The sequence below is a fragment of the Microbacterium sp. XT11 genome (assembly GCF_001513675.1).
Taxonomy (GTDB): Bacteria; Actinomycetota; Actinomycetes; order Actinomycetales; family Microbacteriaceae; genus Microbacterium.
In genome coordinates, this window is record NZ_CP013859.1 from 2,052,391 (window position 1) to 2,079,095 (window position 26,705).

Consider the following 26,705-nt stretch of genomic DNA (forward strand, 5'->3'; position numbering starts at 1 on the left):
AACTGGGTGGATACCACCGAGGAAAGGGAGCCACGATGGCAGCGATGAAGCCGAGGACCGGCGACGGGCCCATGGAGGCCGTGAAGGAGGGGCGACTCATCATCGTTCGCGTGCCGCTCGAGGGTGGCGGCCGTCTGGTCGTCTCCGTGAACGACGCCGAGGCGAAGGAGCTTCACGACGTGCTGGGCGCCGTCGTGGCACCGGCCTGACCCCTCGTACTCACCGAGAAGGGCGACGGATCTCGATCCGCCGCCCTTCTCGCGTCTCGGGGTACGCCGGCTTCGCGTCCCGGAGGGGGGTCAGTCGGCGCCGACGCTGATGAGCTGCAGCAGCCCCTCGCCCGCGGGCGACACGGTGGCGAGGACGGCGGAGGACTCCTGCGTCTCCTGGATGAGGGACCGGTACGCCGACGTGACGGCGTCGCGCTGCACGGGGTCGGCGACGCGGCCACCGGCGAGCACGCGGGGCACCAGCACCATGCCGCCCGTGCGGACGAGCCGCAGTCCGTGTTCGACATACTCGATGACGTTCTCCGGATCGGCGTCGACGAGGACGATGTCGTAGGAGGCCTCGTTCATGCGGGGGAGGACATCCGCGGCGCGACCCGTGATGAAACGGGCCCGCGTGGCGGGGATGCGGGCGTCGGCGAACGCTTGGCGGGCGGCGGCCAGATGCTCGGGCTCGTTGTCGATCGTGGTGAGCACGGCCTGGGGCGCCCCGCGCAGCAGCCAGAGTCCGGACACACCAGCGCCCGTGCCGATCTCGACGAGGGAGCGTGCGCCGGTCGCGGCCGCGAGCACCGCGATCTGAGAGCCCACGGCGGCGCTGAGGGGCGCGGCGCCGAGCTCGATCGCGTGGGCGCGGGCACGGGCGATCGGTGCCGGCTCCACGATGGCCTCGCGGATGAAGCGCGCGTTCGCGTCGTGTTCGCTCATGTTTCCAGGGTAGGCGCTCGGCGTGCGGAGAGAGGGCAGGCGCGGCGGTAGCCTGGAGAGATGGAACTCGGGATCTCGTTCGAGAAGATTCTGCTGATCGGTCTGGTCGCGGTTCTGCTCGTCGGCCCCGAGCGGCTGCCCCGATATGCCGAGACGTTCGCCAAGCTCGTCCGGCGTGCGGGAGAGTTCATGCGCGACACGAAGTCGCGGGTCCGCGAGGAGATGGGACCCGAGATCGACGAGGTCGACTGGCGCAAGCTCGATCCGCGGCAGTACGACCCGCGCCGGATCATCCGCGATGCGTTGTTCGAAGACGATCCCGCGCCCGCACAGCCCGCGCAGTCCACGGCTCTCGCCGAGCCCGCGGTGGTGCCGGTGCGCACGTCCATGACGCGGCACGAGTTCACGCGCGAGACGCCCCCGCCCTTCGACGACGAAGCGACCTGATCTGCTGATCGTGCTCGTGCCCTGACCGGCGCACGTGAAGACGGCCGAGGTCGCCCGCAGGCCTGGCGGTCGCCGAGGACTGCTCCCGGCTCAGCCGATGCGGGAGCGCAGCAGCGCGATGTCCTCGTCGCTGAACAGTTCTCGCGGCAGGGCGGTCACGGCGGAGGCGCCGTGCAGCCGGAGCAGCACGGCATCCCGCCGGGCGTGGACGCTCCGGAACGTCGAGAACGGGATCTCCGAGGTGCGACGCCCGACGCCGACGCGCAGCCGGTCGTCGAGCAGCTCGCCCCAGACGGTCGACTCGGCCGGCATCGCCGCCCGCACGGCGCGTCGCGCGCTCGCCGTGGTCAGCCACACCGCGTACGCTCCGAGCGCCGCCACGGCCACCGGCAGCCAGGCGGTGAGGACGTCGGCGTCCGCGCCCGCCACCACCGTGTTGCGTATGCTCACGACGAGCGCTGCGACGAGCACCGCCCACATCACGATCGCCCACGGGCGTGTGAGGGTGTACCAGGAGGCGCTCGCGGCGATGCGGCGGAGCAGGGACTCGTCGACGACGAGAGATCGCGGAGATCCGGCCACGGCTCAGCCCACCCGTACCGGAAGAGCACGCCCCGCGAGCCCGCGGCCTTGACCGGCGAGCGTTCGTGCGAGATCGCGGATCACCAGCGCGGCGGCATCCGTCTCCGCCTCGACGACGACGGGTCGTCCGGCGTCTCCGCCGCTGCGCAGCGCCGGGCTGAGCGGGATGGAGGCGAGCAGCGGGACGGGGGAGGTGGAGTCCGCCGAGAGGGCCTCGGCGACCGCCGCACCCCCGCCCGTGCCGAAGAGGTCGACGACCGTGCCGTCGGGGAGCGTGAAGGGAGCCATGTTCTCGACGACTCCGATCACCTTCTGACCGGTCTGCCGCGCCACGAGACCGCTGCGGATCGCGACGTCCGACGCGGCGGCCTGCGGTGTGGTCACCACGAGGACCTCCGCGTGAGGGAGGAGCTGGCCGATCGAGATGGCGATGTCCCCGGTTCCCGGGGGCATGTCGATGAGCAGGACGTCGAGGTCGCCGAAGAAGACGTCGGTGAGGAACTGCTGCACGGTCCTGTGCAGCATGGGCCCTCGCCACGCCACGACGGCTTCGCCCTCGCGGAGGAACATCCCGATCGAGATGGTCTTCACTCCGTAGGCGACGGGCGGGAGCATGAGGTCGTCGATGCGCGTCGGCTGCGTACCGGCGGGGATGCCGAGCAGTCCGGGGATCGAGAAGCCGTGCACATCCGCATCGACCAGCCCCACCGCCAGGCCCTGCTGCGCGAGTGCCACGGCGAGATTCGCCGTCACGGTCGATTTGCCGACACCGCCCTTGCCGCTCGACACCAGGATCACCCTGGTGAGCGACTCGGGCCCGAAGGGCATCTGCCGTGCCGGCCTGCCGTCGCGGAGCTTCTCGGTGAGGGCCTTGCGCTCGGCAGGCGTCATGACCCCGATGGAGAGATCCACCTCGGTGACGCCTGGCACGGATGCCGCGGCCCGGCGGATATCGTTCTCGATGCGGTCGGCGGCCGGGCACCCGACGATGGTCAGGACGATCGAGACCTGCGCGCGCCCGCCGTCGACGGAGATGTCGCGCACCATGTCGAGCTCGCCGATCGGGCGCCGCAGCTCGGGGTCGGCGACGGCGGAGACCGCAGCCCGCACCGCCGCGGCGTCGGCGTTCACGACGTTCCCGCCGTCGGCTTGTCCTCGTGCCCGTCGAGCTCGGCCAGCAGGGCCTTGAGCTCCTGGCGGAGCACGTCCCGCGTGACGACCTGGGCGTTGCGCTCCTCGAGCGACATCCGCAGGGCGACGATCTCGCGGGCGAGGTACTCGGTGTCTGCCAGGTTTCGTTCGGCGCGCTGCCTGTCCTGCTCGATCTGCACGCGGTCGCGGTCGTCCTGGCGGTTCTGCGCGAGGAGGATCAGCGGAGCGGCGTACGAGGCTTGGAGCGACAGCATGAGAGTGAGCGCCGTGAACCCGAGCGCCGCGTCGTCGAAGCGCAGGTGTCGCGGCATCAGCGTGTTCCACCCGATCCAGAGGATGCAGAAGAGGCTGAGGATGACGAGGAACGCCGGAGTCCCCATGGCACGGGCGACCCACTCGGTGAAGCGCCCGAACCGGTCGCGCGACGTGGACTTCTGCCGCGTGGTGCCACGGCCGAGCGGGGCGTCGAGCCGGGCGGCGCGCGAGGAGCGGGGCATCAGCGCACCTCCTTCGCGGAGGACTCGTCGACGTCATGCGAACGCCAGTCGTCGGGGAGCAGGTAGTCGAGGACGTCGTCGACGCTGATCGCGCCGACGAGGCGGTGCGCCGCGTCGACGACGGGCAAGGACACGAGGTCGTAACTGGCCAGCATGCGCGCCACCTCGGCGGCGGATGCGGTCACCGGAACGGGCTCGAGGCTGTCGTCGACGATGGCTCCCAGCCGCTCGTGCGGCGGGTAGCGCAGCATCCGCTGGAAGTGCACGACGCCCAGGAGCCGGCCGGTGGGCGTCTCGAACGGGGGAAGGGTGACGAACACGGCGGCCGCCAGGGCGGGATGGAGCTCGTGCCGACGGATCAGGGCGAGGGCTTCCGCCACCGTGGCATCCGCGGAGAGGATGATCGGCTCCGGGGTCATGAGGCCGCCGGCGGTGTCGGGACCGTAGCGGAGGAGCATCCTGACGTCTTCGGCCTCCTCCGGCTCCATGAGCTCCAGAAGATGCTCGAGCCGCTTCGGCGGCAGCTGGGCGAGGAGGTCGGCCGCGTCGTCCGGCTCCATCTGGTCGAGCACGTCGGCGGCCCGCTCATCGCCGAGCCTGTCGAGGATGTGCACCTGCTCGTCTTCGGGCATCTCCTCGAGAGCATCGGCGAGGCGGTCGTCGGGGAGCTCTTCCGCGACCTCGAGGAGTCGCTGCTGCGGCAGGTCGAGCAGCGTGTTGGCGAGGTCCGCCGCGTGCAGCTCGGAGTACGAGGCCACGAGCTGCTCGGCCGACTGCGACTCCCCGGGCGACCGCTGCTCGGTGACCTCGTTCCACGCGGCGAAGGTGGTGGGCCCCTTCGCGAACGGCGAAGCGCTCGTCTTGGGACGGCGCAGGAAGAGTTGGCTGATCGCCCATTCACCCAGGCGGTTCGGCTCGATGGCGACATCCTCGATGACGGCGGTGCCGCTGCCGTCGACGAGGCTCACACGGCGGCCGAGCAGCTCGGCGAGGATCCTGACCTCGCCGGCGCGGGGTGAGAAGCGGCGCACGTTGATGAGTCCGGTGCTGATGACCTGGCCGGCGCGGATCGACGTGACGCGCCCGATCGAGAGGAACACCTGGCGGCGCCCCGGAATCTCGACCACCAGGCCGATCACGCGCGGGGCTGCGGTACTTCGGTACACGATGACGACGTCGCGGACTTTGCCGAGCCGGTCGCCTACGGGGTCGAAGACGGCGCACCCTGCGAGGCGCGCGGCGAATACCCGTTGTGTGCTCACCCTTCCAGCGTAGTCTGCGCCCTTGCACCGCAGCCCTGGGCCCGTGCCGACGCGGGCATGAAACAATGGGCCGCATGAGCATGCTGAATCGTCCGACCGGGTCCGACGGCACCGGCGAGATCGTCGCGTCGATGCGCGACTACGAGAGCGCGCAGAAGACGGTGTCGAAACTCATCGCGGCAGAGGTGCCCGCGCGCGACATCGCCATCATCGGGCAGAGCGTGCGCACCGTCGAGCGCATCACCGGACGGCTTGGCTACGCCGCGGCCGCGCGCTCAGGAGCGATCAACGGCGTGCTGATCGGCCTGTTCCTCTCGGCGATCCTCGTGCTCGGCAACCCCGACGTGCCGATGCAGCTCTTCGTCGGCTTCGTGCTCATCGGTGTCGCGCTCGGCATGCTGCTCAGCCTCGTCACCTACGCGATCGTGCGGCGCCGACGCGACTTCGCGAGCGTCACGCAGTTCGCCGCCGACCACTACGAGGTGACGGTGCAGCCGGCCTCCCTCGCGAAGGCCCGCCAGGTGCTCGGGACGGTACGGCCCACCACCGTCGTGCGCCCGCCCGTCGACCTCGATGAGCCGCCGCGCTACGGGGAGCGGATCGCACCTCCCGCCCCCGCGACGCCCCCGCCGCCCGCTGCGGCGCCGACGCCCCCGGCCGAGCCGACGCCGCCCGTCGAGCCCGCCCCTCCGGTCGAGCAGACGCCACCCGGCGTTCCACCCCGGCCCGCAGCGCCAGAGCCGCCGGCCGGTCCCGAGCAGTCTCCCGTTCCGGAGCGCCCGTCCGACCCTGAGCCGCCGGCCGGTCCCGGTGCCGACGGCTCAGGCCGCACGGACGACGGTCAGGCGCCCGGCGCCGGCCGCGGGACGACGGGTGCATGACGAGACGGCTTCGGTGAGCATGACGATCCCGGTCTCCCTGCCCGCCGGGATCGTCGAGGTGTCGGCCGACTGGCATCAGGGCGAACGCGGGGCGACGGTGCTGATCGCCCACGGAGCGGGGGCGGGCAAGGACCATCCGTTCCTCACCGGCTTCGCAGAAGCCCTCGCCGCCGACGGCTTCTCCACGTTGCGCTTCAACTTCCCCTACGTCGAGCAGGGGCGCCGCATGCCCGGCCCTGCCGCGCACGCGATCGCGACGTGGCGTTCCGCGGTCGACACGGCGCGCGAGCGTGACCCCGGGGCCACGGTGTGGGCAGCGGGCAAATCGTACGGCGGCAGGATGGCGTCGATGGCGGTCGCCGACGGTCTCGACGTCGACGGCCTCGTCTACCTGGGCTACCCGCTGCACGCCCCGGGTGCGCCGGAGAAGCCTCGTGCCGACCATCTGCCCGCCATCGCCGTTCCGCAGCTGTTCATCGAGGGGACGAATGACCCGTTCATCCAACCGCTCGCGCAGTTCGAGGCGGTGGTGGAGACCTGTCGCGACGCCACGGTGGTATGGATCGACGGCGGCGGGCACAGCTTCGAGGTGAAGGGGCACAAGCGTCCGGCATCCGAGATCGGGTCATCCTTGGTCACATTCGTGTCGTCATTCGTCGAGCGCTGAGACCATGGGGGTGTATGAGCACCCCACACGACTTCGACGGCATCACGATCGACCGGCTGCGCGAGATCGGCAGCTACAAGTGGTCCACCGTGCCAGAGGCGATCGGCGCGTTCGTCGCGGAGATGGACTTCGGCGTCGCACCGGTGATCGGCGAGGCCCTGGTCTCCGCCGTGCACGACGGGCTGACCGGGTATCTGCCCCCGCACATCGCGCAGCGGATGGCGGAGGCCTGCGCGCACTGGCACCGCGAACGCTACGGCTGGGATGTGGCGCCCGAGCGCATCAAGCACGTCGGCGATGTGCTCACCGGTCTGCGGGTGACGATCGATCACTACACGGCTCCGGGGTCGGCGATCGTGCTGCCGACCCCGTCGTACATGCCGTTCCTGAAGATCCCGCCGCTTCACGGGCGCGAGATCATCGAGGTCCCCATGCTGCTCGACGACGGGCGCTACACGCTCGACCTCGACGGGATCGACCGGGCCTTCGCCGCGGGGGGAGGGCTGCTGATCCTCTGCAACCCGTTCAACCCTGTGGGGCGGGTGTTCGAACGCGACGAGCTCGAGGCGGTCGCCGCGGTGGTCGCCCGCCACGGCGGACGGGTCTTCTCCGACGAGATCCACGCTCCGCTCGTGTACGCGCCGCATCGTCACGTGCCGTATGCCAGCATCGGCGAGGTGGCGGCCGGTCACACGATCACGGCGACCAGCGCGTCGAAGTCCTGGAACCTTCCGGGCCTCAAGACGGCCCAGGTGATCCTCAGCAACGACGCCGACGTCGAGACCTGGGCGACGCCCGCCGTGACGCGCGCCGAGCAGAGTGCGAGCACGCTCGGGGTCATCGCCAACACCGCAGCGTACGAGCGGGGCGGCGCGTGGCTCGACGACACGCTCGGCTACCTCGACGGCAACCGGCGGCTTCTCGCCGACCTGCTGCGCGAGCACATCCCCGCGATGCGGTACACACCGCCCGAGGGGACGTACATCGCCTGGCTCGATGCTCGGGAGCTGGGCATCGAGGGGTCACCTGCGGACTTCTTCCGCGAGCACGCCGACGTCGCGCTCACCGACGGCGCGGCGTGCGGCGAAGCGGGCGAGGGGTTCCTCCGGTTCATCCTCGCGACGCCCCGTCCTGTGATCGAGCAGGCGGTGCGGCAGATGGCGGAGGCGCTGGCACGGCTCGACGAGCGGGGCCGGGCGGCCTGACCTCCGCGAGCGCACGGCCGCGCGGAGGGACCGTGCGCTCGCCGGAGCAGCCCTGTGGTCTCAGCCCCGCTGCACCCGTGCGATCCAGGCCTCGACCTCGTCGGCGGTTCGGGGGATGCCCGCCGAGAGGTTGACCGGACCGTCCTCGGTCATGAGGATGTCGTCCTCGATGCGCACGCCGATGCCGCGCAGCTCGGCCGGCACGGTGAGGTCGTCGATCTGGAAGTACAGCCCCGGCTCGATGGTGAAGACCATGCCCGGCTGCAGGATGCCGTCGTAGTACATCTCGCGACGCGCCTGGGCGCAGTCGTGCACGTCGATGCCCAGGTGGTGCGAGGTGCCGTGGACCATGTAGCGGCGGTGCTGGCCGCCGGCATCCGCATCGAGAGCCTCTTCGGCGCTCACCGGCAGCAGGCCCCACTCGGCGACGCGGCGGGCGATGACCTCCATGGCGGCGCCGTGCACGTCACGGAACGGGACGCCGACCTGCGCCGCGGCGAACGCGGCGTCCGCCGCCTCGCGCACCGTCTCGTACACGCGCCGCTGCACCTCGGTGAAGGTGCCTGATACCGGCAGGGTGCGCGTGATGTCGGCGGTGTACAGGCTGTCGGCCTCCACGCCTGCGTCGACGAGGATGAGGTCGCCGGGCACGACGGTCCCGTCGTTGCGGGTCCAGTGCAGGTAGCACGCGTGCGGTCCGGACGCCGCGATCGTGTCGTACCCTTCACCGTTGCCGTCCTCACGCGCGCGCCGGTGGAACACGCCCTCCACGACGCGCTCGCCCCGGGAGTGCTCGATGGCTTCGGGGAGTGCGCGGATGATGTCGTCGAAGCCGCGTGCCGTGATCTCGACGGCTCGGCGCAGCTCGGCGATCTCGTACTCGTCCTTGACGAGTCGCAGCTCCGACACGAAGCGGTCGAGCTCGGCGGACTCGCCGAGGGTCAGGTCGTCGGAGCCGGCCTCGAACGCTGCCAGGTGATCGGTGCGGATGCCGAGGTCGGCTGCGACGCCGGCGAGGGCGGGCCGGGGGCCGATCCAGAACTCGCCGATCGTCGCGTCGGCGTAGAACTCGGTCGTGGTGCGGTCGGCGCGCTCGCGGAAGTACAGCGTCACGTCGTGACCGTCGTCGGTGGGGTCGAACACGAGCACGGAGTCCGGCTCGGAGTCGGACGCCCAACCGGTCAGGTGCGCGAACGCCGAGTGCGCGCGGAACACGTAGTCGGTGTCGTTGCTGCGCTGCTTCAGCGAACCCGCGGGGAACACCAGCCGCTTCCCGGGGAACGCGGCGGAGACCGCGGCGCGGCGTGCTGCGGCATAGGGCGCCTGCGCGCGCGGGGCGGGGAGGGATTCGGGGCGCTCGGCCCAGCCCGTCGAGATGGTCTCGAGGAATCCGCGGGGGAAGGGCTGCTTGCGGTTGGTGCTGCTGTTCTCGACGGCGGGCTCAGCGGCGGTCTCGGCGATCGTGTCGCGTTCTCCGGTGTTCATGCTTCAAGTCTGTCACTGCCCGGGCTGATCCGCCTCGCCGTTCGCGACCCCGAGCCCGCGCGGGCGTTCCCGGCGGCGATTCGTCTCGCGCGGCACCGCCGCACGGGTTCGCGCCAGACGATTCGTCTGCGCGCTCACCCGGCAGCGGTCGCCGGCTCCAGCTGCACCACGACTCCGCGGTGGTCGCTGCCGGCGGCGTCGTCGAGGACGAGCGACCCCGTCGCCACCCAGTTCGATGAGGCCATGACGTGGTCGATGGGAGCGCTGAGGAGCGCGGGGAGCGAGCTCGGCCAGGTGCCGCTGTAGCCGTTGCCGGTGCGAGAGGCGGCGTCGCGGCAGTAACCCATGTCGCCGCCGTCGACGCCGTACGGCGCCATGTGGTCGATGGTGGCGTTGAAATCTCCGGCGAGGATGACGTCGCCCTGGGGGCACTGGTCGGCGATCCAAGCGAGGTCGCTGCGCCACTGTCCCATCTCCTCCACGCGCGGCGCGACGGCGTGCACCGCGACGATCGTCGGACCGGAGCCGTCGATGGGCATGAGCACCACGCTCGGCACGGACCCGGTGTTGCTCGACCCGTCCTCCGACGACTCGATGACGGAGTACTCGCCGAGGTCCGGGGAGACCAGGACGGTGGTCTGCCAGGATTTCGGTCCGTCGACCACATCGGGCTTGTACTGCACGTTGTGGACCCACATCGGGTGACCCTGCTCGCGCAGCATGATCGCGATCTGCTCGCCCACCGCCTCGGTGGTCTCGGGCAGGGCGACGATATCGGCACCCTGATCGAGGATCTGGCGTGCGATCACGTCGGCGGGAACCGCCTCACCTGCGGTGTTCCAGCTGAGCACCCGCACGCTCGCGTCTGTGGGCGCGGGGAGCGTGTCGCCTCCGAATCCGCGTACCGCGCCGATGACGCCGGTGGCCCCGGCCCCGAGCAGCGCGACGATCAGGACGGATGCGGCGAAGCCGCGAAGCGGCCGGATGAGGAGCAGCACGAGCGCGAGCACCGCGAGAGCGAGGAACGCGCAGAGCACGACACCCCGCGCGGCGACGACCTGCGCGAAGGGGAAGGTGTGCTCGAGGTGGAAGAACTGCGGCCACACCACGACGGCGGCGCCGATCGCGAACAGCACCGTGACGAGGATCCCCAGAAGTCGAAGCATCCCTTCCAGCCTAGGAGCGCAGCCTGTGAAGTGCCTGCCGCGCGAGACGGTGGAACCGGCATCGCCGGCGCTCGCTACGCTCGAAGGATGGCCCCACTCTTCGCCGGCCCCGCCGACCTGCATCTGCATTCGAACCACTCCGACGGGACGCAGTCTCCCGCCGAAGTCGTACGGCAGGCGCACGCGCACGGCGTCCGCACGCTCGCGCTGACGGATCACGACCGCACGACCGGCTGGGACGAGGCGGGGGCCGAGGCGAGTCGGCTGGGCATGACCTTCATCCCGGGCATGGAGCTGTCGGCCAAGCACGAGTGGCGCAGCGTGCACGTGCTCGGTTACCTCTTCGACCCGGAGAACGCGGCGCTGCGCGCCGAGACCGACCGCATCCGCGACGACAGGATCGGCAGGGCGGAGCGCATCGTCCGCAACATCGCGCGTGACTACGACCTGCGCTGGGAGGACGTGGTGGCGCAGACCCTCGAGGACGCGACGGTCGGGCGTCCCCACATCGCCGACGCGTTGGTCGCCCGTGGCATCGTGCGAGACCGCACCGAGGCCTTCGACGGCATCCTGCATCCGCGTGAGGGGTACTACGAACCGCATTACGCCCCCGATCCGCTCACGGCTGTGCGGCTCATCACCGATGCGGGAGGAGTGGCCGTGATCGCGCATCCCGCGACGTCTGGACGCGATCGCATGATGCCCGTGCCGTTCCTCGAACGGCTGATCGCCGCGGGCCTCGGCGGCTTCGAGATCGATCACAGGGAGAACACCGCGTCCGGCAAGCGGCTGCTGCGCGAGATCGCGGCGGCGAACGACCTGATCGTCACCGGGTCCAGCGACTACCACGGCGCAGGCAAGCCCAACGTGCCGGGCGAGAACACCACGTCGGACGAGATGGTGGCCCGACTCATCGCCCGAGCCACCGGTACCACACCCCGCTACCCCTGACGCTCGGCGGACTGTCGGCGTTCTCCCTGCTCACTGTCGAGCACGGGCCCTACCGTTCGAGGAATGCGATGGGGGACCAGACTCGAGCAGCGCATCGACGGCGCCGCGCACCGCCTTCTGACCGATGCCCCCACGGGCGGCGTGCGCGCGTGGCTCACCGAGGCCGCGGTGTTCGTGCTCAAGCAGGCCTGGGCCTGCGTCTTCGGCGCAGCGCTCCTCGTCGCGATCGTGGCAGCGCGGCTCTGGTACCCCGACGACGCACCGCTCGCGCGCAACGACCTCCTCACGATCACGGCCGTGCTCATCCAGGCGGCCATGCTCGTCTTCCGGCTCGAGAGCGGCCGTGAGCTCTGGGTGATCGTGCTGTTCCACCTCGCGGGCACGGGGATGGAGGTCTTCAAGACCGATGTCGGCTCATGGGCGTACGCGGCCGACGGCGTGCTCCGGATCGGCGGCGTACCGCTGTTCAGCGGATTCATGTATGCAGCGGTGGGCTCGTACATGGTGCGCGTGCACCGGTTGTTCGACCTCGGCTTCACCAGGTATCCGCGACGCTGGCTCACGACGGTGCTCGCCGTCGCGATCTACGTGAACTTCTTCACGCACCACTGGTGGTGGGATCTCCGCTGGGTGCTGCTGGCGGGCATCGTGGCGCTCTGGCTCCCCACGGTCATGAATGCGAGGGTGTGGCGTCGGACGATCCGCCTGCCCCTGCTCGCCGTGTTCGCGGGCGTGGCGGTGTTCATCTACCTGGCCGAGAACATCGGCACGTGGGCGGGCGCCTGGGTCTATCCCGACCAGGTGGCGGCATGGCAGCCGGTGTCGCCGAGCAAGCTGAGCTCGTGGTTCCTGCTCATGATCATCTCGGTCGTGATGGTGACATGGGTGTTCCCGCCGCGGCGGCCGTCGCCCGCGGACGCACGAAGGGCGGATGCCTCGGCGTCCGCCCTTTCAGAGAGCCCTCAGGCGCCGGCGGCCGGAGCGGCTCCCGCCCCGCCGGAACCCCCGCGACGTCGGCGGCGGCGACGGGCCGGGGCCGGCTTGCCGTCGTGATGCTCCTTGCCGGCGCCGTCGTGCGTGCCCGCGCCTTCGGCATCCCGGTCGCCCGCCGGAGCGGCGGAACCGGTGCCTGCCGGGGCATCGGAGGCCGCGGACTGCGGACCCTTGCCCTCGGCGAACGTCGAGCCGACCGGCTCGGCGCTGCGGCGACGGCGGCGGCGACGGCGGGGGCCGCCCCCCGAGGTCCCCGCCGCGGCAGCATCCGCCGCACGCTCGGCGCGGGGAGCGCGTGCGGGCTTCTCGGCCTTCGGCGCCGTGACCAGCCGGCCCTTGGTGCCCTCAGGGATGTCCAGGTCGGTGTACAGGTGGGGGCTCGACGAGTATGTCTCGACGGGCTCGGGCTGGCCGAACTCCAGCGCGCGGTTGATGAGGGCCCACTTGTGCAGGTCCTCCCAGTCGACGAAGGTCACCGCGATGCCCGTCTTGCCCGCACGGCCGGTTCGCCCGGCACGGTGCAGGTAGGTCTTCTCCTCGTCGGGGATCGTGTGGTTGATGACGTGCGTGACGTCGTCGACGTCGATGCCGCGCGCTGCGACGTCGGTGGCGACCAGCACGTCCTTCTTGCCGGCCTTGAACGCCGCCATCGAGCGCTCGCGCTGGTCCTGGCCCATGTCGCCGTGCACGCCGCCGACGTTGAAGCCGCGGTCGTTCAGCTCGTCGACGAGGCGCTGCGCCGCGCGCTTGGTGCGGGTGAAGATCACGGTCTTGCCGCGGCCCTCGGCCTGCAGGATGCGCGCGATGATCTCGTCCTTGTCGAGAGAGTGCGCGCGGTACACGAGGTGCTTGATGTTCGCCTGGGTGAGCCCCTCGTCGGGGTCGTTGGCCCTGATGTGGATCGGGTTGCTCATGAACCGGCGCGCGAGCGCGACGATCGGGCCGGGCATGGTGGCGGAGAAGAGCTGGGTGTGCCGCTTCTCCGGGACCTTCTGGAAGATCTTCTCGATGTCGGCGAGGAAGCCGAGGTCGAGCATCTTGTCGGCCTCGTCGAGCACGACCTCGGTCGCCTGGGAGAGGTCGAGCAGACGCTGGCCCGCGAGGTCGATGAGGCGGCCGGGCGTGCCGACCACGATCTGCGCTCCGGCCTTCAGCTGGTCGATCTGACCCTCGTAGGCCTTGCCGCCGTAGATCGCGACCACCGTGGTCGAGCGGTTCGAGGTGAGCAGGTCGATGTCTTCGTACACCTGCACCGCGAGCTCGCGGGTCGGCACGACGATGAGCGCCTTGACCCCGGGCTCGGGGTCGGCGCCGAGCCGCTGGACGACGGGGATGCCGAAGCCGAACGTCTTGCCCGTGCCGGTCTTGGCCTGGCCGATGATGTCCTGACCGGGGAGCCCGAGCGGGATGGTCTGCTCCTGGATGGGGAAGGCATCGACGATGCCCTTCGACGCGAGCGCGTCGACGATGTCCTGATCGATTCCGAGATCAGCGAAAGTTGTCACTGGTGACTGCCTGTCCGGCGACCTGCGAGATCGCCACGTTCACGGATCCACGCCGTCTCATGTGCCACAGGCGCGGGCCCCGCTCCGACGGCGGGGACGCGACAAGCCTACCGGAGCGGCCCGACGCACCCCATCGGCGGTGCCGGGCGACGGTAGTGTGAAGCCGTGGTGAACTGGGTGGAGTGCCGTCATGGCTAAGTGGTTCTGGAACCGGAGCAAGGCTCCGAGGCGCACGCTCATGCTCCGCAGCAGGGGCGACCAGGGCGGCGCGACGCGCGTGGACTTCGCCGAGCTCGCCCCCGAGCTCAACCGCTTCCTCGGTCAGGCGGCGTACCTGCAGCTGGGGTACTTCGAGACGCTCACCCGTCTCATCAGGGCGACGCCAGACCTCTCGGAGAAGGAGGCGCTGTCGCGCGCCGCGGGTGCGACGCTGACGAAGCACCGTGCGATCGTCGACCTCATCGTTGACCGAGGCGAAGACCCGACGCAGCTCATGCTGCCGTTCCGCGAGAACCTCGACGCGTTCCGGCGGAAGACCATCGGCGCACGGCCCCGTGAGACCCTCCTCGCGGTCTACATCACGGCCGGCATGCTCGACGACTTCTACCTCGCGCTGGCGTCGAGCTACGGAGACACGGGTGAGCGCGTGCGCGAGATCCTCAGCGAGGATGACGCGCGACACGAGATCGTCGCGATCATCCAGGAGACGATCGAGAGCGACGAGGAGTGGCGATCGCTGCTGTCGATGTGGGCGCGGCGGCTGGTGGGCGACACGATCCTCGTGTGCCGCTCCGCGCTGCGCCCCGAACGGCTCGCGGCTGCAGACGACGAGCGCATCGAGCCCGTCTACACCGAGCTCATGGGCGCGCACGCACGCCGCATGGACGCGATGGGCCTCGCCTCGTAGGGTTCAGCCTCCGACGCTCACGCGAAGGTGCCGCGGTCTCAGACGCTCGCGCGATGGTGCCGCGGTCAGATGCCGAGAGCAGCCCTGGCCTCGGCATCCGAGCGCCGTCGCAGAGCGACGACCGCGAGCGTGATGAGCGAGGCGACGACGACGGAGCCCAGCACGCTCGCCAGCCACAGCCAGATGCTGTCCTGGCCGACGCCGGCCCACTGCATGGTGGTGTACGCGGCGGCCGCGAGCGCCGTCGCGATGCCGGGCGTCATGGCGACGCCCCGCAGCGGACGCTCAGGGATGAGGTAGTGCGCCGCGATGCCGAGCACGCACGCGCCGATGAGGGCGAGCAGGATGTACATCGGGTCAGGCCACGAATCCGACGCGGCGGGACTCCTCGGTGCCGAGCTCGACGTACGCGAGATGGGCGGTCGGCACGATGTAGGAGTTGCCCTTCACATCGGCGAGGTCGAGGTGCGTGCTGCTCTGCTCGAGCGCTGCTGCGATCTTGCCGCGGATCTCGTCCGCGGTCGCGGCGGTCTCGAAGCTCAGCTCGCGGCCGGTGTTGACGATGCCGATGCGGATTTCCACGCGTGCTCCTTGCGATTGACTCGACTTGCGATTGACTCGAGGGGACTGCGCCCAACTCTACCTCCCGCGTCGGAGGCGGGATCGGCGCCCGGGCGCGGTTTCGCCGTGAGCGCACAGCGGGCGGCGGGACGACGGCGCCGGGCCCGCGACGATGTCCGCGGCCCGCAGTAGCGTGGTCTGCATGACACCGGATGCCGCTCAGCAGCACGTCGTCGGCCTGCCGCCGACGTCGTCCGGCGTCATCATCGGAGGGCCGGGCACAGGCAAGACCCATGCCTTGACGGAACGCGTGGTGAAACTCCTCGGATCGGGCGACGTCGCGCCCGAGGAGATCCTCGTCCTCACACCGAGCAGGCAGGCGGCGACCGCGCTGCGCGACCGCATCGGCGTGCGCATCGCGCAGGCCACGCCGGGCCCGTTGGCGCGGTCTCTGGGCTCCTTCGCCTTCCAGCTCGTGCGCGGTGCGATGGTGCGGGCCGGACAGGAGCCTCCGGCGCTTCTCACAGGTGCAGACCAGGACAGGATCATCGCCGACCTCATCGAGGGAGACGCCGAAGACGGCGCGATCGCGTGGCCCGCCGCGCTCAGCCCTTCCGTTCGCGCGTCCAGGGGGTTCCGGTCGGAGTTGCGGGCATTCATCGCCGAATGCACGGAGCTGGGTGCCGGCATCGAAGAACTCCGCGCTGCAGGAGATCCCGCCTGGAGCGCCGCTGCCGACTTCATCGTCGAGTACCGCTCGGTGCTCGACGCCGCCCGCGCAGCGCACCGTGACACCGCCGACCTGCTGGCGGAAGCGCGCGAGATCCTTCTCACGGCCGACGCAGCCGTCCTCGGCCCGCTCGCCCGGCTGCGCGTCGTGATGATCGACGACGCGCAGGAGCTGACGCGGGGAGGCATCGCCGTCGTCGAGGCGCTGCAGCAGCGCGGCGTCGCGGTGCTCGCGTTCGGCGATCCCGACATCTCCTCGGGCGCCTTCCGCGGCGCCAGCCCAGAGCTGTTCGCGCGCCTGGCAGGCGTGCTCGGCGACGTGCACGTGCTCGACACTCCGCATCGGCAGGAGCCGGGGCTCACCGCGCTGACGCGCACGGTGATCCAGGCGATCGGCGTCTCGGGACGTGTCGAGCATCGGCGAGCACCCGAGCAGGCGGCCGACGGCAGGGGCGCCGCCGTGGTGTCGACCTTCCTCGCCGCGTCGCCGTATGAAGAGCTCGACCGCATCGCCGGGGTGATGCGCGAGTGGCATCTGAGCCACGGAGTGCCCTGGGACCGCATGGCCGTGATCGCGCACGACACGCGTCAGGTCACGCAGCTCGAGGCGGAACTCGCAGCGAGGGAGGTCCCCACTCGAGCCGCAGGTGTGCAGCGTCCTCTGGGCAGCGAGGGCGTCGTCCGCGACATCGTCGGGATCGTCCGGCTCGCGCTGACGCCTGTCGAGGAGCGAGAGGCCGTGCAGATCGAAGAAGCGCTGCGTACGCCGTTCGGTGGCATGGACGCCATCGGGCTGCGACGATTGCGCGCGCGTCTGCGCCATATCGAGTTGCAGCACGGCGGTTCCACGCCGGCGCGTGAGCTGCTGCGACAGGCCTTCGCCGCACCGGCCCACTTCGACCTGATCGATTCGCCGGAGTCGCGGACCGCAGCGCGGCTCGCCGAGACGATCGCCGAGATGTCGGCCGCCGCCGAGCGGGGAGAGACGATCCACGACCTCCTCTGGCGCGTCTGGGAACAGGCGAGGGCGGTCGACGGGCGCTCGTTGCAGGTCGCGTGGCGCGATATGGCGATGCAGGCCGCCGGGTCGGAGACAGCGCGGGCGCTCGATGCGCTGGTCGCCCTCTTCGACGCAGCCAAGCGTTTCGTCGAGCGCGCTCCCGACGAGAGGGCCGAGATCTTCGTGCGGGACATCCTCGACAGCGAGGTGCCGGAAGATACGCTGTCCAGCCCGGAACGCCCAGGCCGGGTGACGCTCCTCACGCCTGCGACCGCGCTCGGCACGGAGTTCGATGCCGTCGTCGTCGCCGGCGTGCAAGACGGAGTGTGGCCGAACGTGCGCTTGCGTGGGGGGCTCCTGCAGACGTGGCGGCTGGCCGACGCCCTGCTCGCCGCGCGAACCGGCATGCCGCTCGAGTCGCCGGGGGTCCTCGACCGACGCCGCGCTGTTCTGCATGACGAACTGCGACTCTTCGTGCGTGCTGTCTCCCGCGCGCGCAGGCGGCTCCTCATCACCGCGGTCGATGACGACGACCTGTCGCCGAGCCCCTTCTTCTCCTTCCTCCCGCCGCCCGATCCGGTGGACCGGCATGCGTCGGCGGAGCATCCGCTGACCCTCCGCGGCCTGGTGGCGCGCCATCGCCGCGCGCTCACGACGAACGCTCCGCCGCCCGCGCGTTCCGAAGCCGCGGCGCAGCTCGCCGTCCTCGCCCGCGAGGGCGTGCCCGGCGCCGATCCGGCCGACTGGTACGGCGTGGCCGCGCCGTCGACGGATGCTCCGCTGCGCGACCTCGCCGCGGTCGGCGCGCGGGTCTCGCCCTCGAAGCTCGAGTCGTACGAGGAGTGCGGGGTGAACTGGGTCGTCGCGGCTCTCGGCGGCGACACGGTGATGCCTCCCACGGCGGGCATCGGCACGATCATCCACGAGGCGATGGAGCGTTCGCCCGACGGCGATCTCGAGACGATGCGCGCGGTCGTCGCCGAGCACTGGCCTGAGCTGGACTTCGAGACCGAATGGATCGCTCGCAAAGAGAGGCGCAGGGCCGAGCAGTTCGTGGACCGCCTGCACTCGTACCTGGGGGACGTGCGGCGCGACGGGGGTCGTGTCCTGGCGAGCGAGGTGGAGTTCCGCTTCGCCGTCGACATCCGCGACGGGCACGAGCCCGCGGTGGTGCCTGGGGGAGACGACTCCGCGCATCAGGCGGTCATCCACGGATTCATCGACAGGGTCGAGGCCTACCCCGACGGGGCGGGCGACCACGGCCATGCGCGGGGAAGAGGCTGGGAGGGCATCCGCTGTGCTGCAGGAGGGGAGCGGGTCGTGGTGATCGACCTGAAGACCGGCAAGACCGATCCGGAGTCCGACCCCGGCGTGCTCGATCACGCGCAGCTCGCGGCGTACCAGATCGCCGTGCAGCAGGGTCTGATCGAGGGCGCCGCCCCCGATGCGCTCGCCGGAGCCAGGCTCGTGATCGTCTCGAAGACGCTCGCGAAGAGCGATTACCGCATCGCGCATCAGCACACGCTCGGCGACGAGGCACGCCAGGCGTTCTTGCGCAGAGTGGCGGAGGCGGCTCGCGGCATGTCCGCCGCGAGCTTCACCGCACAGGTCGAATCACACTGCTCCGATACCCAGCGGAGGGTTCATCCGTGCCGCATCCACACCGTGCCGGCGGTGAGCGCATGAGCCGACCGGCATCGGCAGGACTCGACGCCGTGGGTTCGTCGATCGAGTCGAGCGCCCCTCGGCGAGAGCGGCACGGAGAACGGCAGGGGCCGCTCGAGCTGACCGCCCTCGACGTGGCCGCGGCCCTCGGGCAGCCCGCTCCCACCCCGGCGCAGCAGCGCGTGATCGAAGCGCCGCCGGAACCCGCCCTCGTCGTCGCCGGCGCCGGAAGCGGGAAGACCGAGACGATGTCGGGGCGCGTGGTCTGGCTCGTGGCCAACGGACACGTGCGGCGCGACGAGATCCTCGGACTGACCTTCACGCGCAAGGCGGCAGGAGAGCTCGCCGAGCGGATCGGCGCGCGGCTGGCGGTGATCGACGAGTTCGGCAGACGGGGTCTCCTCCCGCATCTGCCGCAGATCATCGCCGACGGGGCGCTGCGGCGCATCGACGAGGCGGCGCCCGGACGACAGCGCGAGCTCGTGCGGGCGCATGTGCTCGACGAACTCGCGCATCGATGGGGAACCGGCTGGGATCCGGCGACGCCGCGCGCGGCCGAGGACCTCATGATCCGTCCGCGGGTGTCGACCTACAACGCGTTCGCCGACGGCATCGTGCGGGAGCATGCGGCGAGGATCGGCCGCGATTCCGATGTCGCGATGCTGAGCCAGGCCGCGTCGTGGATGCTCGCGCGCGAGGTGGTCCTGCGCAGCGACCTTCCCGCGCTCGAGGACATCGACTACGCGCTGGGCACCGTCATCGACGCGGTGCAGCGTCTGGCGGGGGAGGCCCTCGATCATCGCGTCGACCTCGACAGGGCGATCCGCATCGCCCGGGATCATGCGCGGGCGTTCGAGCCGTACCGCGGCAACGCCGACGTGGACAAGGCCGTGACGAACCTGATGAGCCTGCCCACCCTGGTGCGGCTCGTCGAGGACTACATCGACGAGAAGAACCGTCGGGGCGTGCTCGACTTCGCCGATCAGGTCGCGGGGGCGTTCGACATCGTGGAGTCCGCTCCCGACGTGCGTGATGAGCTGCGGGAGCAGCATCGCGTGGTGCTGCTCGACGAGTACCAGGACACCTCGGTCATCCAGACGCGCTTCCTCGCCGCGCTCTTCCGCGATAGTGCCGTCATGGCCGTGGGCGATCCCCACCAGTCGATCTACGGATGGCGCGGCGCCAGCGCCGACAACCTCTACGCGTTCTCGAGCTCCTTCGCCACCACGGCTACGGCTCGCACCTACAGCCTCATGACGAGCTGGCGCAACGACCGCACCATCCTCGACGTCGCCAACCGCGTGCTGCAGCCGCTGCAGCGGCCTGGGCTCGACGTGCCGCCGCTCGAGCCCAGACCGGGGGCCGGAAGCGGATCGGTCGATGTGCGCTTCCCGTTCACCGTCGACGATGAAGCCGACGCGGTCGCGGAGTGGTTCGCGCGTCGCAGGGCCGCCCACGATGCCGGGGCGAGCGGTCGTCCGCACACCGGTGCGATCCTCTTCCGGTCGAAGAAGCACATGCAGACCTTCGCTGCGGCGCTCGCGGCGCGCGGCATCCCGCACCGCATCCTCGGTCTCGGCGGCCTGCTCGCCACGCCGGAGGTGGTGGACGTGGTCTCGACGCTTCGGGTGGTGCACGACCCGACCGCCGGATCGGCGCTCATCCGGCTGCTCACCGGACCGCGTTTCCGCGTGGGCGTCGCCGACATGGCCGCCCTCTACGATCTGGGCCGCACACTCGCCGAGCGCGACACGTCGCTGGTTCCCCTGCCCGACGAGCTGCGTGCGCGTCTGCGCTCGTCACGCGGCGCGGACGAGGCGGTGTCTATCGTCGATGCCGTCGATGTGGTCCGTGCGGTGCGCGACGACTACCGCCTGCTCGAGGGCATCAGCGCCGAGGGTCGCGCGCGCATCAGGGCTGCGGGAGAGATGCTCGAGCGGCTGCGGCGAGCCTCGTCCCAGCCGATTCCCGAGCTCCTGCGGCTCATCGAACTCGAACTGCGTCTCGACATCGAATTGGCGGCGAACGAGACGAGGGGCCCCGCGCGCGTCGCCGCGACCCAGCTGCGGGCGTTCTCCGACGAGGTGCGCGCGTTCCTCAGCGCTGACGAGCGGGGGACCATCGGCAGCCTCCTCGCCTGGCTCGACAAGGCGGAGAGCACCGACGAGCTGATGCCGCGTCCCGAGCCTCCGGAGCCGGGGGTGGTGCAGCTGCTGACCATCCACGGATCCAAGGGACTCGAGTGGGACGCCGTCGCCGTCGTTCGGCTCGTCGCCGATGAACTGCCCAGCCGCGTGACGGACACCTCCGGGTGGTTCGGCTTCGGCGTCGTCCCCTTCGAGCTGCGCGGCGACCGCGACGCCCTGCCTCGATTCGAGTGGGATCCCGACGAGGCGATGGGCGACGAGACCGACCCGAAGAAGCGCCAGGCGCTCGCGCAGGCCTCGCTGTCCGGCGGCATCTCGAAGGCTCAACCGCGAGGCGGAGCCCTCAGACGCTTCAAAGACGCGTACCGCGACTACCAGCAGCAGGAGGAGCGTCGTCTGGCCTATGTCGCCGTCACCCGCGCGCGCACCGACCTGCTGCTCACGGGGTCGCATTGGGCAGGCCAGAAGTCACCGAGGGTTCCCAGTCCCTATCTCGTGGAGGCGATGGAGGTCCTCGGGATCGACGCGGTCGCCCCTGTCGATCCCGACGACAACCCGTACGACGCCCCCGGGGCGACGTTGACGTGGCCGCTCGACCCGCTCGGTGCGCGCCGCCGTGCGGTCGAAGAGGCCGCCTCTGCGGTGCGGGAGGCATCGCGTCATCACCCTCAGGCCACTCCGGAGCTCGCGCGGCTGCTCGAGGAACGGGCGATGCGTCTCCGCGGCACGGACGCCGGACCGCCCACGCGCGTGCCGGCATCGCGGTTCAAGGACTACGTGACGGACTTCGAGGGCACCCTGTCGTCCATCGTCCGGCCCATGCCTGAGCGTCCCTACCGGCAGACGCGTCTCGGCACGCTGTTCCATGCCTGGGTCGAGCGTCGCAGCGAGCTCGTCGGTGTGGGCGCGCGCGTCGACGAGGCGCTGTGGGAGCTGGACGAAGACGACCCGTCGGCCGGGGGAGACGTCTCCGAGGCGGACGCCGACGACCTCGGCCGGTTGCAGGAGATCTTCGAGCGCAGCGAGTGGGGAGGCTTGAAACCGATCGCGGTCGAGATCGAGATCGACTTCGCGCTCGGCACGGGCGAGGCTGGTGATGCTGCCGCGGGCGCTGGCGGACGTGAGGCCGACGGCCACATCGTCATCTGCAAGCTCGACGCCGTGTACCGGCGAGAAGATCGCGGCGGACGCATCGAGATCGTCGACTGGAAGACGGGGAAGGCCCCGCGCACGCCACAAGAGCGCGAGGAGCGGATGCTCCAGCTCGCGCTGTATCGCCTCGCCTACCACCGTCGGTTCGGGGTGCCGCTCGAGGAGATCGACGTCGCGCTGTACTACGTGGCCGACGATCTCGTGATCCGCGGCGACCGGGTCTACTCCGAGGCCGAGCTCTTCCAGCGCTGGAGCGCCGCGCGCGCGGCCCGCTGAGCCTCGTCCTCCGGCGCGGCGTCGTCCCCGGTCGTACCGGCGAGCGCGTCGCCGATCGGGCCGGCGAGCGCGGCGTCGGCGCGATCGTGCGTGGCCGATGACGCAGTCCTGAGGTCGGAGAGGTCCTCGGTCTCCCGGCTCCCGATCTCGATCCTGCGTGCGGCGTCGCCGGCGGAACCGTCGTCGTCGGCGCGGCCCCTCGCGTCAGTTGCGGGAGTGCCCGTGCCGTCCCGCCACGGCCCTGCGTCGTCGCGCCGGTCCGGTTCGGCGCTCTCCTCGCGCCAGAGGTCGTCCGGGTTGTACGCGTCCGTCTGCATCGACGTGTCGATGCCGGACACGGGGCCGGCAGGGACGCGGTCCAGGGCGTCCAGCGCCGAGTCGACTCCGGGCCGAGGGGAGCCTGCGACCGTCAGCTCATCCGATTGCAGGCCGTCTGCGAGGGCCTGCAGGAGCGCGGCGGCGTCCTCCACGATGTCGTGGCGGCGCAGCGAGTCGCCGTGCACGAGCCACTGCGCGAACTCCAGCTCAGCCCGCAGCCGCGCACGCACCTCGAGCGCGGCATCCGGCGTGCGGTCGATCGTCCGCGCATAAGCGCTGTGGACGTCGTCGGCCGCGTCAGGCGCCGCTGAGAGCCAGGCGAGATCCACGGCGGGATCGCCGACCGACAGGCCGTGCCAGCCCAGCAGCCCCGTCACCCGCGGGCCGTGCTCGGGGTCGTCGTCGAAGACGAACGAGGTGGCCTGCACGCCGCCCAGCACGACGCAGGACTCGAACCGCCACAGCTCGTCATCGGCCACGGCTCCGCGCCATCGCACCGTGAGGCGGGCGGGGACGTGTCCGGTCGCGGCCGCCGCGTCGACGAGCCGCGAAACCTCGTGCCGGCTCTCCTCTGCGGTGCGCGTCGCGAGGCCGGCTCCGCGGACCACCGACGGCGGGAGCATGTGGACGGCCGCGATGGCGGCCCCCATCGATTCCGCCGCACCGCGCCCCGCCGGGACATGAGCGGCCTCGATCTGGAACCCCGGGAGCAACTCGGTCACCAGGGCCCTGGACTCGCCCAGACGCGTCTCGCCGATGTACTCGGGGGCGCGGAACGGCAGCATCGCCCGTGTCCCGGCGGTCAAGGCGCGCAGGGAAAGGGCCTCCGCCGCGAGCTCCGTGGCGGCCTCGTCATCATCGGCGACACGGATGGCCACCTCCCTGCCGTCCGCCAGCGTCGCCACGGCGGAATCGAAGCGACCGTCGCCTCCCGCCGTCAGCGCCCGGGCTCCCGTCACCTCCGCTCCGGGCAGTGCGGCGGTCACTGCCGCGGCTAGAGTGAAAGGAGAGCGTCCCATACCCCCAGGGTAGGTGGGCTCGGGGGCGGTCCCGCCTCCGCCACGCCCGTGAGAGAGGGAGTCGATGACCATTCCACGCACGTCTCTCGACCGCGCCGCCGACCTGCGCGATGTCCCCGGCATCCTGGCCAGGCTGAGGGCGGACCATGCGACCTCGGTCGTCGCGGTGCGCGAAGGACGCGTGCGCATCGTGCCCGCAGCCGATGGAGACACGCTGCTCCGGGTTCCCGCTGCCGACATCGCCGACGACGCGGCCTGGGGTCTGCTCGGCCGGGCTGACGACGGCACCGCCCTTCTCGTGGCCTCGCTCGCCCCCGAGACGGGACCCGTGGACAGCGCACCCGACGAGACGTGGCTCGGATTGCGCGACCTGGGCGGGCGTCTGCCCGCCCAGGAGAGCGACGTGCTCGTCTCGGCGCTCGCGCTCGGCGGGTGGCTGCGCGACGCCTCGTTCTGCCCGATGTGCGGAAGCGACACCGAACTGCAGCAGGCCGGGTGGTCACGCCGGTGCGGCACGTGCGGTCGCGACCTCTTCCCGCGCACCGATCCTGCGGTGATCGTCGCCGTGGAGAGCGCGGACGGAGAGCGCATCCTCCTCGGCGCGAACGCGAACTGGGGAGGGCGGATGTACTCGTGCTTCGCCGGGTTCGTCGAGGCCGGTGAGTCGCTCGAGTCGACGGTGCACCGGGAGCTCGCCGAGGAAGCGGGTGTGGCCCTCGCCGACCTGCGCTACGTGTCGTCGCAGCCGTGGCCCTTCCCGCGGTCGCTGATGATCGGATTCCGTGCGGTCGCCGTCGACGAGGGTGCGGCCCGCCCTGACGGCGAGGAGATCATCGACGTGCGATGGTTCACCCGGGCTGAGATCGCGAGCGCCCTCGCCGGGGAGGGGCCGGTCGGGCTCCCCGGTCCGGCCTCGATCGCCCGCGCGCTGATCGTGGACTGGTACGAAAGCGACTCGCGCCGCGCGTCGACCGCACAGGGCTCGGGCGAACGGAGCGCGTCGGAGTGAGCGCGCTGGACGCTCTCGACGAACGACAGCGGGAGGCGGCATCCGTGCTGCGCGGACCCGTGGCCGTGCTCGCCGGAGCCGGAACGGGAAAGACGCGTGTCATCACGCACCGCATCGCGCACGGGGTCGACACGGGCGCTTACTCTCCCTCCCGCGTCATGGCCGTGACCTTCACCGCGAAGGCCGCAGGCGAACTGCGCGGACGCCTCCGCGCCCTCGGTGTCGAGGGAGTGGCCGCCCGGACCTTCCACGCCGCGGCGCTCGCGCAGCTCAACTTCTTCTGGCCGACGCTGGCCGGCGCGCCGGCTCCGTCGATCGTCGACAACAAGGTCAAGCTGCTCGGACAGGCGGCGGATGCTCTGCGCCTGCGCCCGAGCACTGCGACGCTGCGCGACATCGCGTCGGAGATCGAGTGGCGCAAGGTGTCGATGCTGTCGATCGACCAGCACGCGGCGACCGGCCGCACGGTCACCGGCATCGACGCGCAACAGCTGGCAGACCTGCAGCGCGGCTATGAAGCGCTCAAGGACGAGCGCCACCAGCTCGACTTCGAGGACGTCCTGCTCGCGTGCGCGGGAATGCTCGAGACCGAGCCCCGCGTCGCCGCAGCCGTCCACGAGCAGTACCGGCACTTCACGGTCGACGAGTTCCAGGACGTGTCGCCGCTGCAGAACCGATTGCTGGAGCTGTGGCTCGGCGATCGTCGGGACATCTGCGTCGTCGGCGACGCCAGCCAGACGATCTACTCGTTCGCCGGAGCCGACCAGCGCTTCCTGCTCGAGTTCGAACGACGATACCCCGATGCGACCGTCGTGCGCCTGGAGACGAACTACCGCTCCCAGGCGCCGATCCTCGCGGCCGCGAACGCCCTGATGCGGGGGCGCCCAGGTGCCCTCGAGCTGGTGCCGGCGCGCGACACCTTCTCGGCGGATCCGCCCACGCTCACCGCCTACGACACCGAGAGCGACGAGGCGGCGGGGATCGCCGCGGCCGTCTCCGCGCGCATCGAAGCGGGCACCTCGCCGTCCGACATCGCCGTGCTGTATCGCGCCCACGCGCAATCGGCGGTGCTGCAGCAGGCGCTCGCCGCGGAGGGCATCGCGACCACCGTTCTCGGAGGGACGCGGTTCTTCAGCATGCCGGAGGTGCGGCAGGCGATCCTCGCGCTGCGTGCCGCAGCTGTCGCGCCCACCGAGCACGGCTTCCTCCCCGCGGTCGAACGCGTCCTTCGCGAGCTCGGGCTGACTGAAGAGCCCCCGGCGGCAGGGGGAGCGCAGCGCGACGGATGGGAGGCTCGGCGGGGGGGCCTGCGGCTCGCCGAGGACGCAGGACCGGGGGAGACGCTGCGATCGTTCAGCGACACGCTCATGGCCCGCGCCAAGGACCAGCACGAGCCGGAGATGCGCACGGTGACGCTGTCGACCCTGCACGCCGCGAAGGGGCTGGAGTGGCCTCACGTGTACCTGGCGGGATGGGCGGAGGGCTCCCTGCCCATCTCGTACGCCTCGGGGTTCGAAGCGATCGACGAAGAACGCCGGCTCGCGTACGTCGGTCTCACGCGGGCCGCGCGTACCCTCGCCGTGTCGTGGTCGCGCTCCGCTGGACGAGGGGAACGGGCGCCGTCGCGCTTCCTCGCAGAGATCGGAACGAGTGGTCGCGGCACCGGCATTCTTCGTGAAAGCTCACCGAGCCCCATGCGTGCCTCCCGCTCCCGCTGAGCTCGGCGTACGACCCACCGGGCGGGTCCGCGCGCAGGAGTGCGGCGACGACGGTCGCCGCGCCGGCGATGCGAGCGGCGCTCACCGGCCCGGGATGGCGCCCGATGAGCTGCGCGTGCATTCGCGGCCAGGCGGGGTCGCGGTCGCGTTCATGCGCGTCACGGCACGACAGACACGGTGTGGCGCCCGGAACGACCAGAGGACCGACGGTGATGCGCCCGCTTTCGATCGCCACGGGGAGGTGAGGGCGGTCGTCGCGAAGATCCGCGGCGAACTGCAGCGCCGCGGCCGCGCCTTCGACGAGCACGACCCCGCAGGCATCGGGGTCGTCGCGCTGCGCTGCCGGCACGCCCTCGTCGCCGAGGGCCTCGCGCATGCGGTACTCGCTGCGCCCGTCGACGAGGTTCAGGCCCTCGACCCACGCGGGTGTCGCCCGCTCGACGTCGTCGATGAGAAGGGGACGCAGCCGATCGAGC

The 26,705-nt window shown here is 71.2% G+C and carries 23 protein-coding genes; 12 read left to right on the forward strand and 11 right to left on the reverse strand.

Annotated features, from left to right (window positions below):
• The first annotated feature begins 35 nt into the window (after positions 1 to 35).
• Complete coding sequence (locus tag AB663_RS16910) at positions 36 to 209, forward strand: DUF3117 domain-containing protein (protein WP_071328210.1); 174 nt, start codon at positions 36 to 38, stop codon at positions 207 to 209.
• A 90-nt stretch (positions 210 to 299) separates the two neighbouring features.
• Here AB663_RS16910 and AB663_RS09525 read toward each other — a convergent pair whose 3' ends face one another.
• Entirely contained in the window at positions 300 to 935 is a 636-nt protein-coding gene (locus AB663_RS09525) for an O-methyltransferase (protein ID WP_067198325.1), read from the reverse strand.
• Between the two features lie 60 nt (positions 936 to 995).
• Here AB663_RS09525 and AB663_RS09530 point away from each other — a divergent pair, with 60 nt between their 5' ends.
• Positions 996 to 1,382 carry a twin-arginine translocase TatA/TatE family subunit gene (locus tag AB663_RS09530; RefSeq protein ID WP_067198328.1) on the forward strand — a complete coding sequence of 129 codons (387 nt, stop codon included), beginning with the start codon at positions 996 to 998 and terminating at the stop codon, positions 1,380 to 1,382.
• 90 nt (positions 1,383 to 1,472) lie between these two features.
• Here the strand turns inward: AB663_RS09530 and AB663_RS09535 are convergent, their stop codons facing one another.
• Genes AB663_RS09535 through AB663_RS09550 form a run of 4 tightly spaced genes read right to left on the reverse strand, consistent with a single transcriptional unit; the run spans position 1,473 to position 4,875 of the window.
• Positions 1,473 to 1,964 (reverse strand): YcxB family protein, encoded by a 492-nt coding sequence (locus tag AB663_RS09535; RefSeq protein ID WP_067198330.1) that lies wholly within the window; start codon positions 1,962 to 1,964, stop codon positions 1,473 to 1,475.
• 3 nt (positions 1,965 to 1,967) lie between these two features.
• Entirely contained in the window at positions 1,968 to 3,095 is a 1,128-nt protein-coding gene (locus AB663_RS09540) for an Mrp/NBP35 family ATP-binding protein (RefSeq protein ID WP_067198332.1), read from the reverse strand.
• Positions 3,092 to 3,613 carry a DUF1003 domain-containing protein gene (locus AB663_RS09545; protein ID WP_067198334.1) on the reverse strand — a complete coding sequence of 174 codons (522 nt, stop codon included), beginning with the start codon at positions 3,611 to 3,613 and terminating at the stop codon, positions 3,092 to 3,094. The genes AB663_RS09540 and AB663_RS09545 overlap by 4 nt, the downstream gene beginning before the upstream one ends.
• Positions 3,613 to 4,875, reverse strand: a complete 1,263-nt coding sequence (locus AB663_RS09550; protein WP_067198336.1) for a magnesium transporter MgtE N-terminal domain-containing protein — start codon at positions 4,873 to 4,875, stop codon at positions 3,613 to 3,615. Before AB663_RS09550 ends, AB663_RS09545 begins: the two co-directional genes overlap by 1 nt.
• Before the next feature lie 74 nt (positions 4,876 to 4,949).
• Here AB663_RS09550 and AB663_RS09555 point away from each other — a divergent pair, with 74 nt between their 5' ends.
• Genes AB663_RS09555 through AB663_RS09565 form a run of 3 tightly spaced genes read left to right on the forward strand, consistent with a single transcriptional unit; the run spans position 4,950 to position 7,628 of the window.
• Entirely contained in the window at positions 4,950 to 5,756 is an 807-nt protein-coding gene (locus AB663_RS09555; RefSeq protein ID WP_067202528.1) for a general stress protein, read from the forward strand.
• A 19-nt stretch (positions 5,757 to 5,775) separates the two neighbouring features.
• Positions 5,776 to 6,423, forward strand: a complete 648-nt coding sequence (locus AB663_RS09560; protein ID WP_067202531.1) for an alpha/beta hydrolase family protein — start codon at positions 5,776 to 5,778, stop codon at positions 6,421 to 6,423.
• 14 nt (positions 6,424 to 6,437) lie between these two features.
• Positions 6,438 to 7,628 (forward strand): MalY/PatB family protein, encoded by a 1,191-nt coding sequence (locus tag AB663_RS09565; RefSeq protein WP_067198339.1) that lies wholly within the window; start codon positions 6,438 to 6,440, stop codon positions 7,626 to 7,628.
• A 60-nt stretch (positions 7,629 to 7,688) separates the two neighbouring features.
• On the opposite strand, the gene AB663_RS09570 is transcribed toward AB663_RS09565, so the two are convergent.
• Positions 7,689 to 9,113: an aminopeptidase P family protein gene (locus AB663_RS09570; RefSeq protein WP_067198342.1), complete on the reverse strand. Its 1,425-nt coding sequence runs from the start codon at positions 9,111 to 9,113 to the stop codon at positions 7,689 to 7,691.
• A gap of 134 nt (positions 9,114 to 9,247) precedes the next feature.
• The gene (locus AB663_RS09575; RefSeq protein WP_067198344.1) at positions 9,248 to 10,279 is read right to left on the reverse strand and encodes an endonuclease/exonuclease/phosphatase family protein; all 1,032 of its coding nucleotides are present in this window, start codon (positions 10,277 to 10,279) and stop codon (positions 9,248 to 9,250) included.
• A gap of 87 nt (positions 10,280 to 10,366) precedes the next feature.
• On the opposite strand from AB663_RS09575, the gene AB663_RS09580 reads away from it, so the two are divergent.
• A complete protein-coding gene (locus tag AB663_RS09580; RefSeq protein ID WP_067198346.1) occupies positions 10,367 to 11,230 on the forward strand; it encodes a PHP domain-containing protein in 864 nt (287 codons plus the stop codon).
• A gap of 63 nt (positions 11,231 to 11,293) precedes the next feature.
• The gene (locus tag AB663_RS09585) at positions 11,294 to 12,283 is read left to right on the forward strand and encodes a DUF817 domain-containing protein (protein WP_083511194.1); all 990 of its coding nucleotides are present in this window, start codon (positions 11,294 to 11,296) and stop codon (positions 12,281 to 12,283) included.
• Here the strand turns inward: AB663_RS09585 and AB663_RS09590 are convergent.
• Complete coding sequence (locus tag AB663_RS09590) at positions 12,193 to 13,728, reverse strand: DEAD/DEAH box helicase (RefSeq protein ID WP_067198348.1); 1,536 nt, start codon at positions 13,726 to 13,728, stop codon at positions 12,193 to 12,195. The genes AB663_RS09585 and AB663_RS09590 overlap by 91 nt on opposite strands.
• Before the next feature lie 190 nt (positions 13,729 to 13,918).
• Between AB663_RS09590 and AB663_RS09595 the strand changes: the two genes are divergently transcribed.
• Complete coding sequence (locus AB663_RS09595) at positions 13,919 to 14,635, forward strand: ferritin-like fold-containing protein (protein WP_067198351.1); 717 nt, start codon at positions 13,919 to 13,921, stop codon at positions 14,633 to 14,635.
• A 65-nt stretch (positions 14,636 to 14,700) separates the two neighbouring features.
• Here the strand turns inward: AB663_RS09595 and AB663_RS09600 are convergent, their stop codons facing one another.
• Together AB663_RS09600 and AB663_RS09605 are read right to left on the reverse strand one after the other, a co-directional pair.
• A complete protein-coding gene (locus AB663_RS09600; RefSeq protein ID WP_067198353.1) occupies positions 14,701 to 14,988 on the reverse strand; it encodes a hypothetical protein in 288 nt (95 codons plus the stop codon).
• A 4-nt stretch (positions 14,989 to 14,992) separates the two neighbouring features.
• Complete coding sequence (locus AB663_RS09605) at positions 14,993 to 15,217, reverse strand: DUF3107 domain-containing protein (RefSeq protein ID WP_067198355.1); 225 nt, start codon at positions 15,215 to 15,217, stop codon at positions 14,993 to 14,995.
• Between the two features lie 181 nt (positions 15,218 to 15,398).
• On the opposite strand from AB663_RS09605, the gene AB663_RS09610 reads away from it, so the two are divergent.
• Entirely contained in the window at positions 15,399 to 18,611 is a 3,213-nt protein-coding gene (locus AB663_RS09610) for an ATP-dependent helicase (protein WP_067198358.1), read from the forward strand.
• Positions 18,608 to 22,165: an ATP-dependent DNA helicase gene (locus tag AB663_RS09615; RefSeq protein ID WP_083511346.1), complete on the forward strand. Its 3,558-nt coding sequence runs from the start codon at positions 18,608 to 18,610 to the stop codon at positions 22,163 to 22,165. Before AB663_RS09610 ends, AB663_RS09615 begins: the two co-directional genes overlap by 4 nt.
• Here the strand turns inward: AB663_RS09615 and AB663_RS09620 are convergent.
• A complete protein-coding gene (locus tag AB663_RS09620; RefSeq protein WP_232304516.1) occupies positions 22,111 to 23,502 on the reverse strand; it encodes a phosphotransferase in 1,392 nt (463 codons plus the stop codon). The genes AB663_RS09615 and AB663_RS09620 overlap by 55 nt on opposite strands.
• Positions 23,503 to 23,566: 64 nt before the next feature.
• On the opposite strand from AB663_RS09620, the gene nudC reads away from it, so the two are divergent.
• Positions 23,567 to 24,511, forward strand: coding sequence for an NAD(+) diphosphatase (gene nudC, locus AB663_RS09625; protein WP_067198363.1), 945 nt, complete (start codon positions 23,567 to 23,569; stop codon positions 24,509 to 24,511).
• A complete protein-coding gene (locus tag AB663_RS09630; protein WP_067198366.1) occupies positions 24,508 to 26,229 on the forward strand; it encodes an ATP-dependent helicase in 1,722 nt (573 codons plus the stop codon). Before nudC ends, AB663_RS09630 begins: the two co-directional genes overlap by 4 nt.
• Positions 26,230 to 26,705 lie beyond the last annotated feature (476 nt).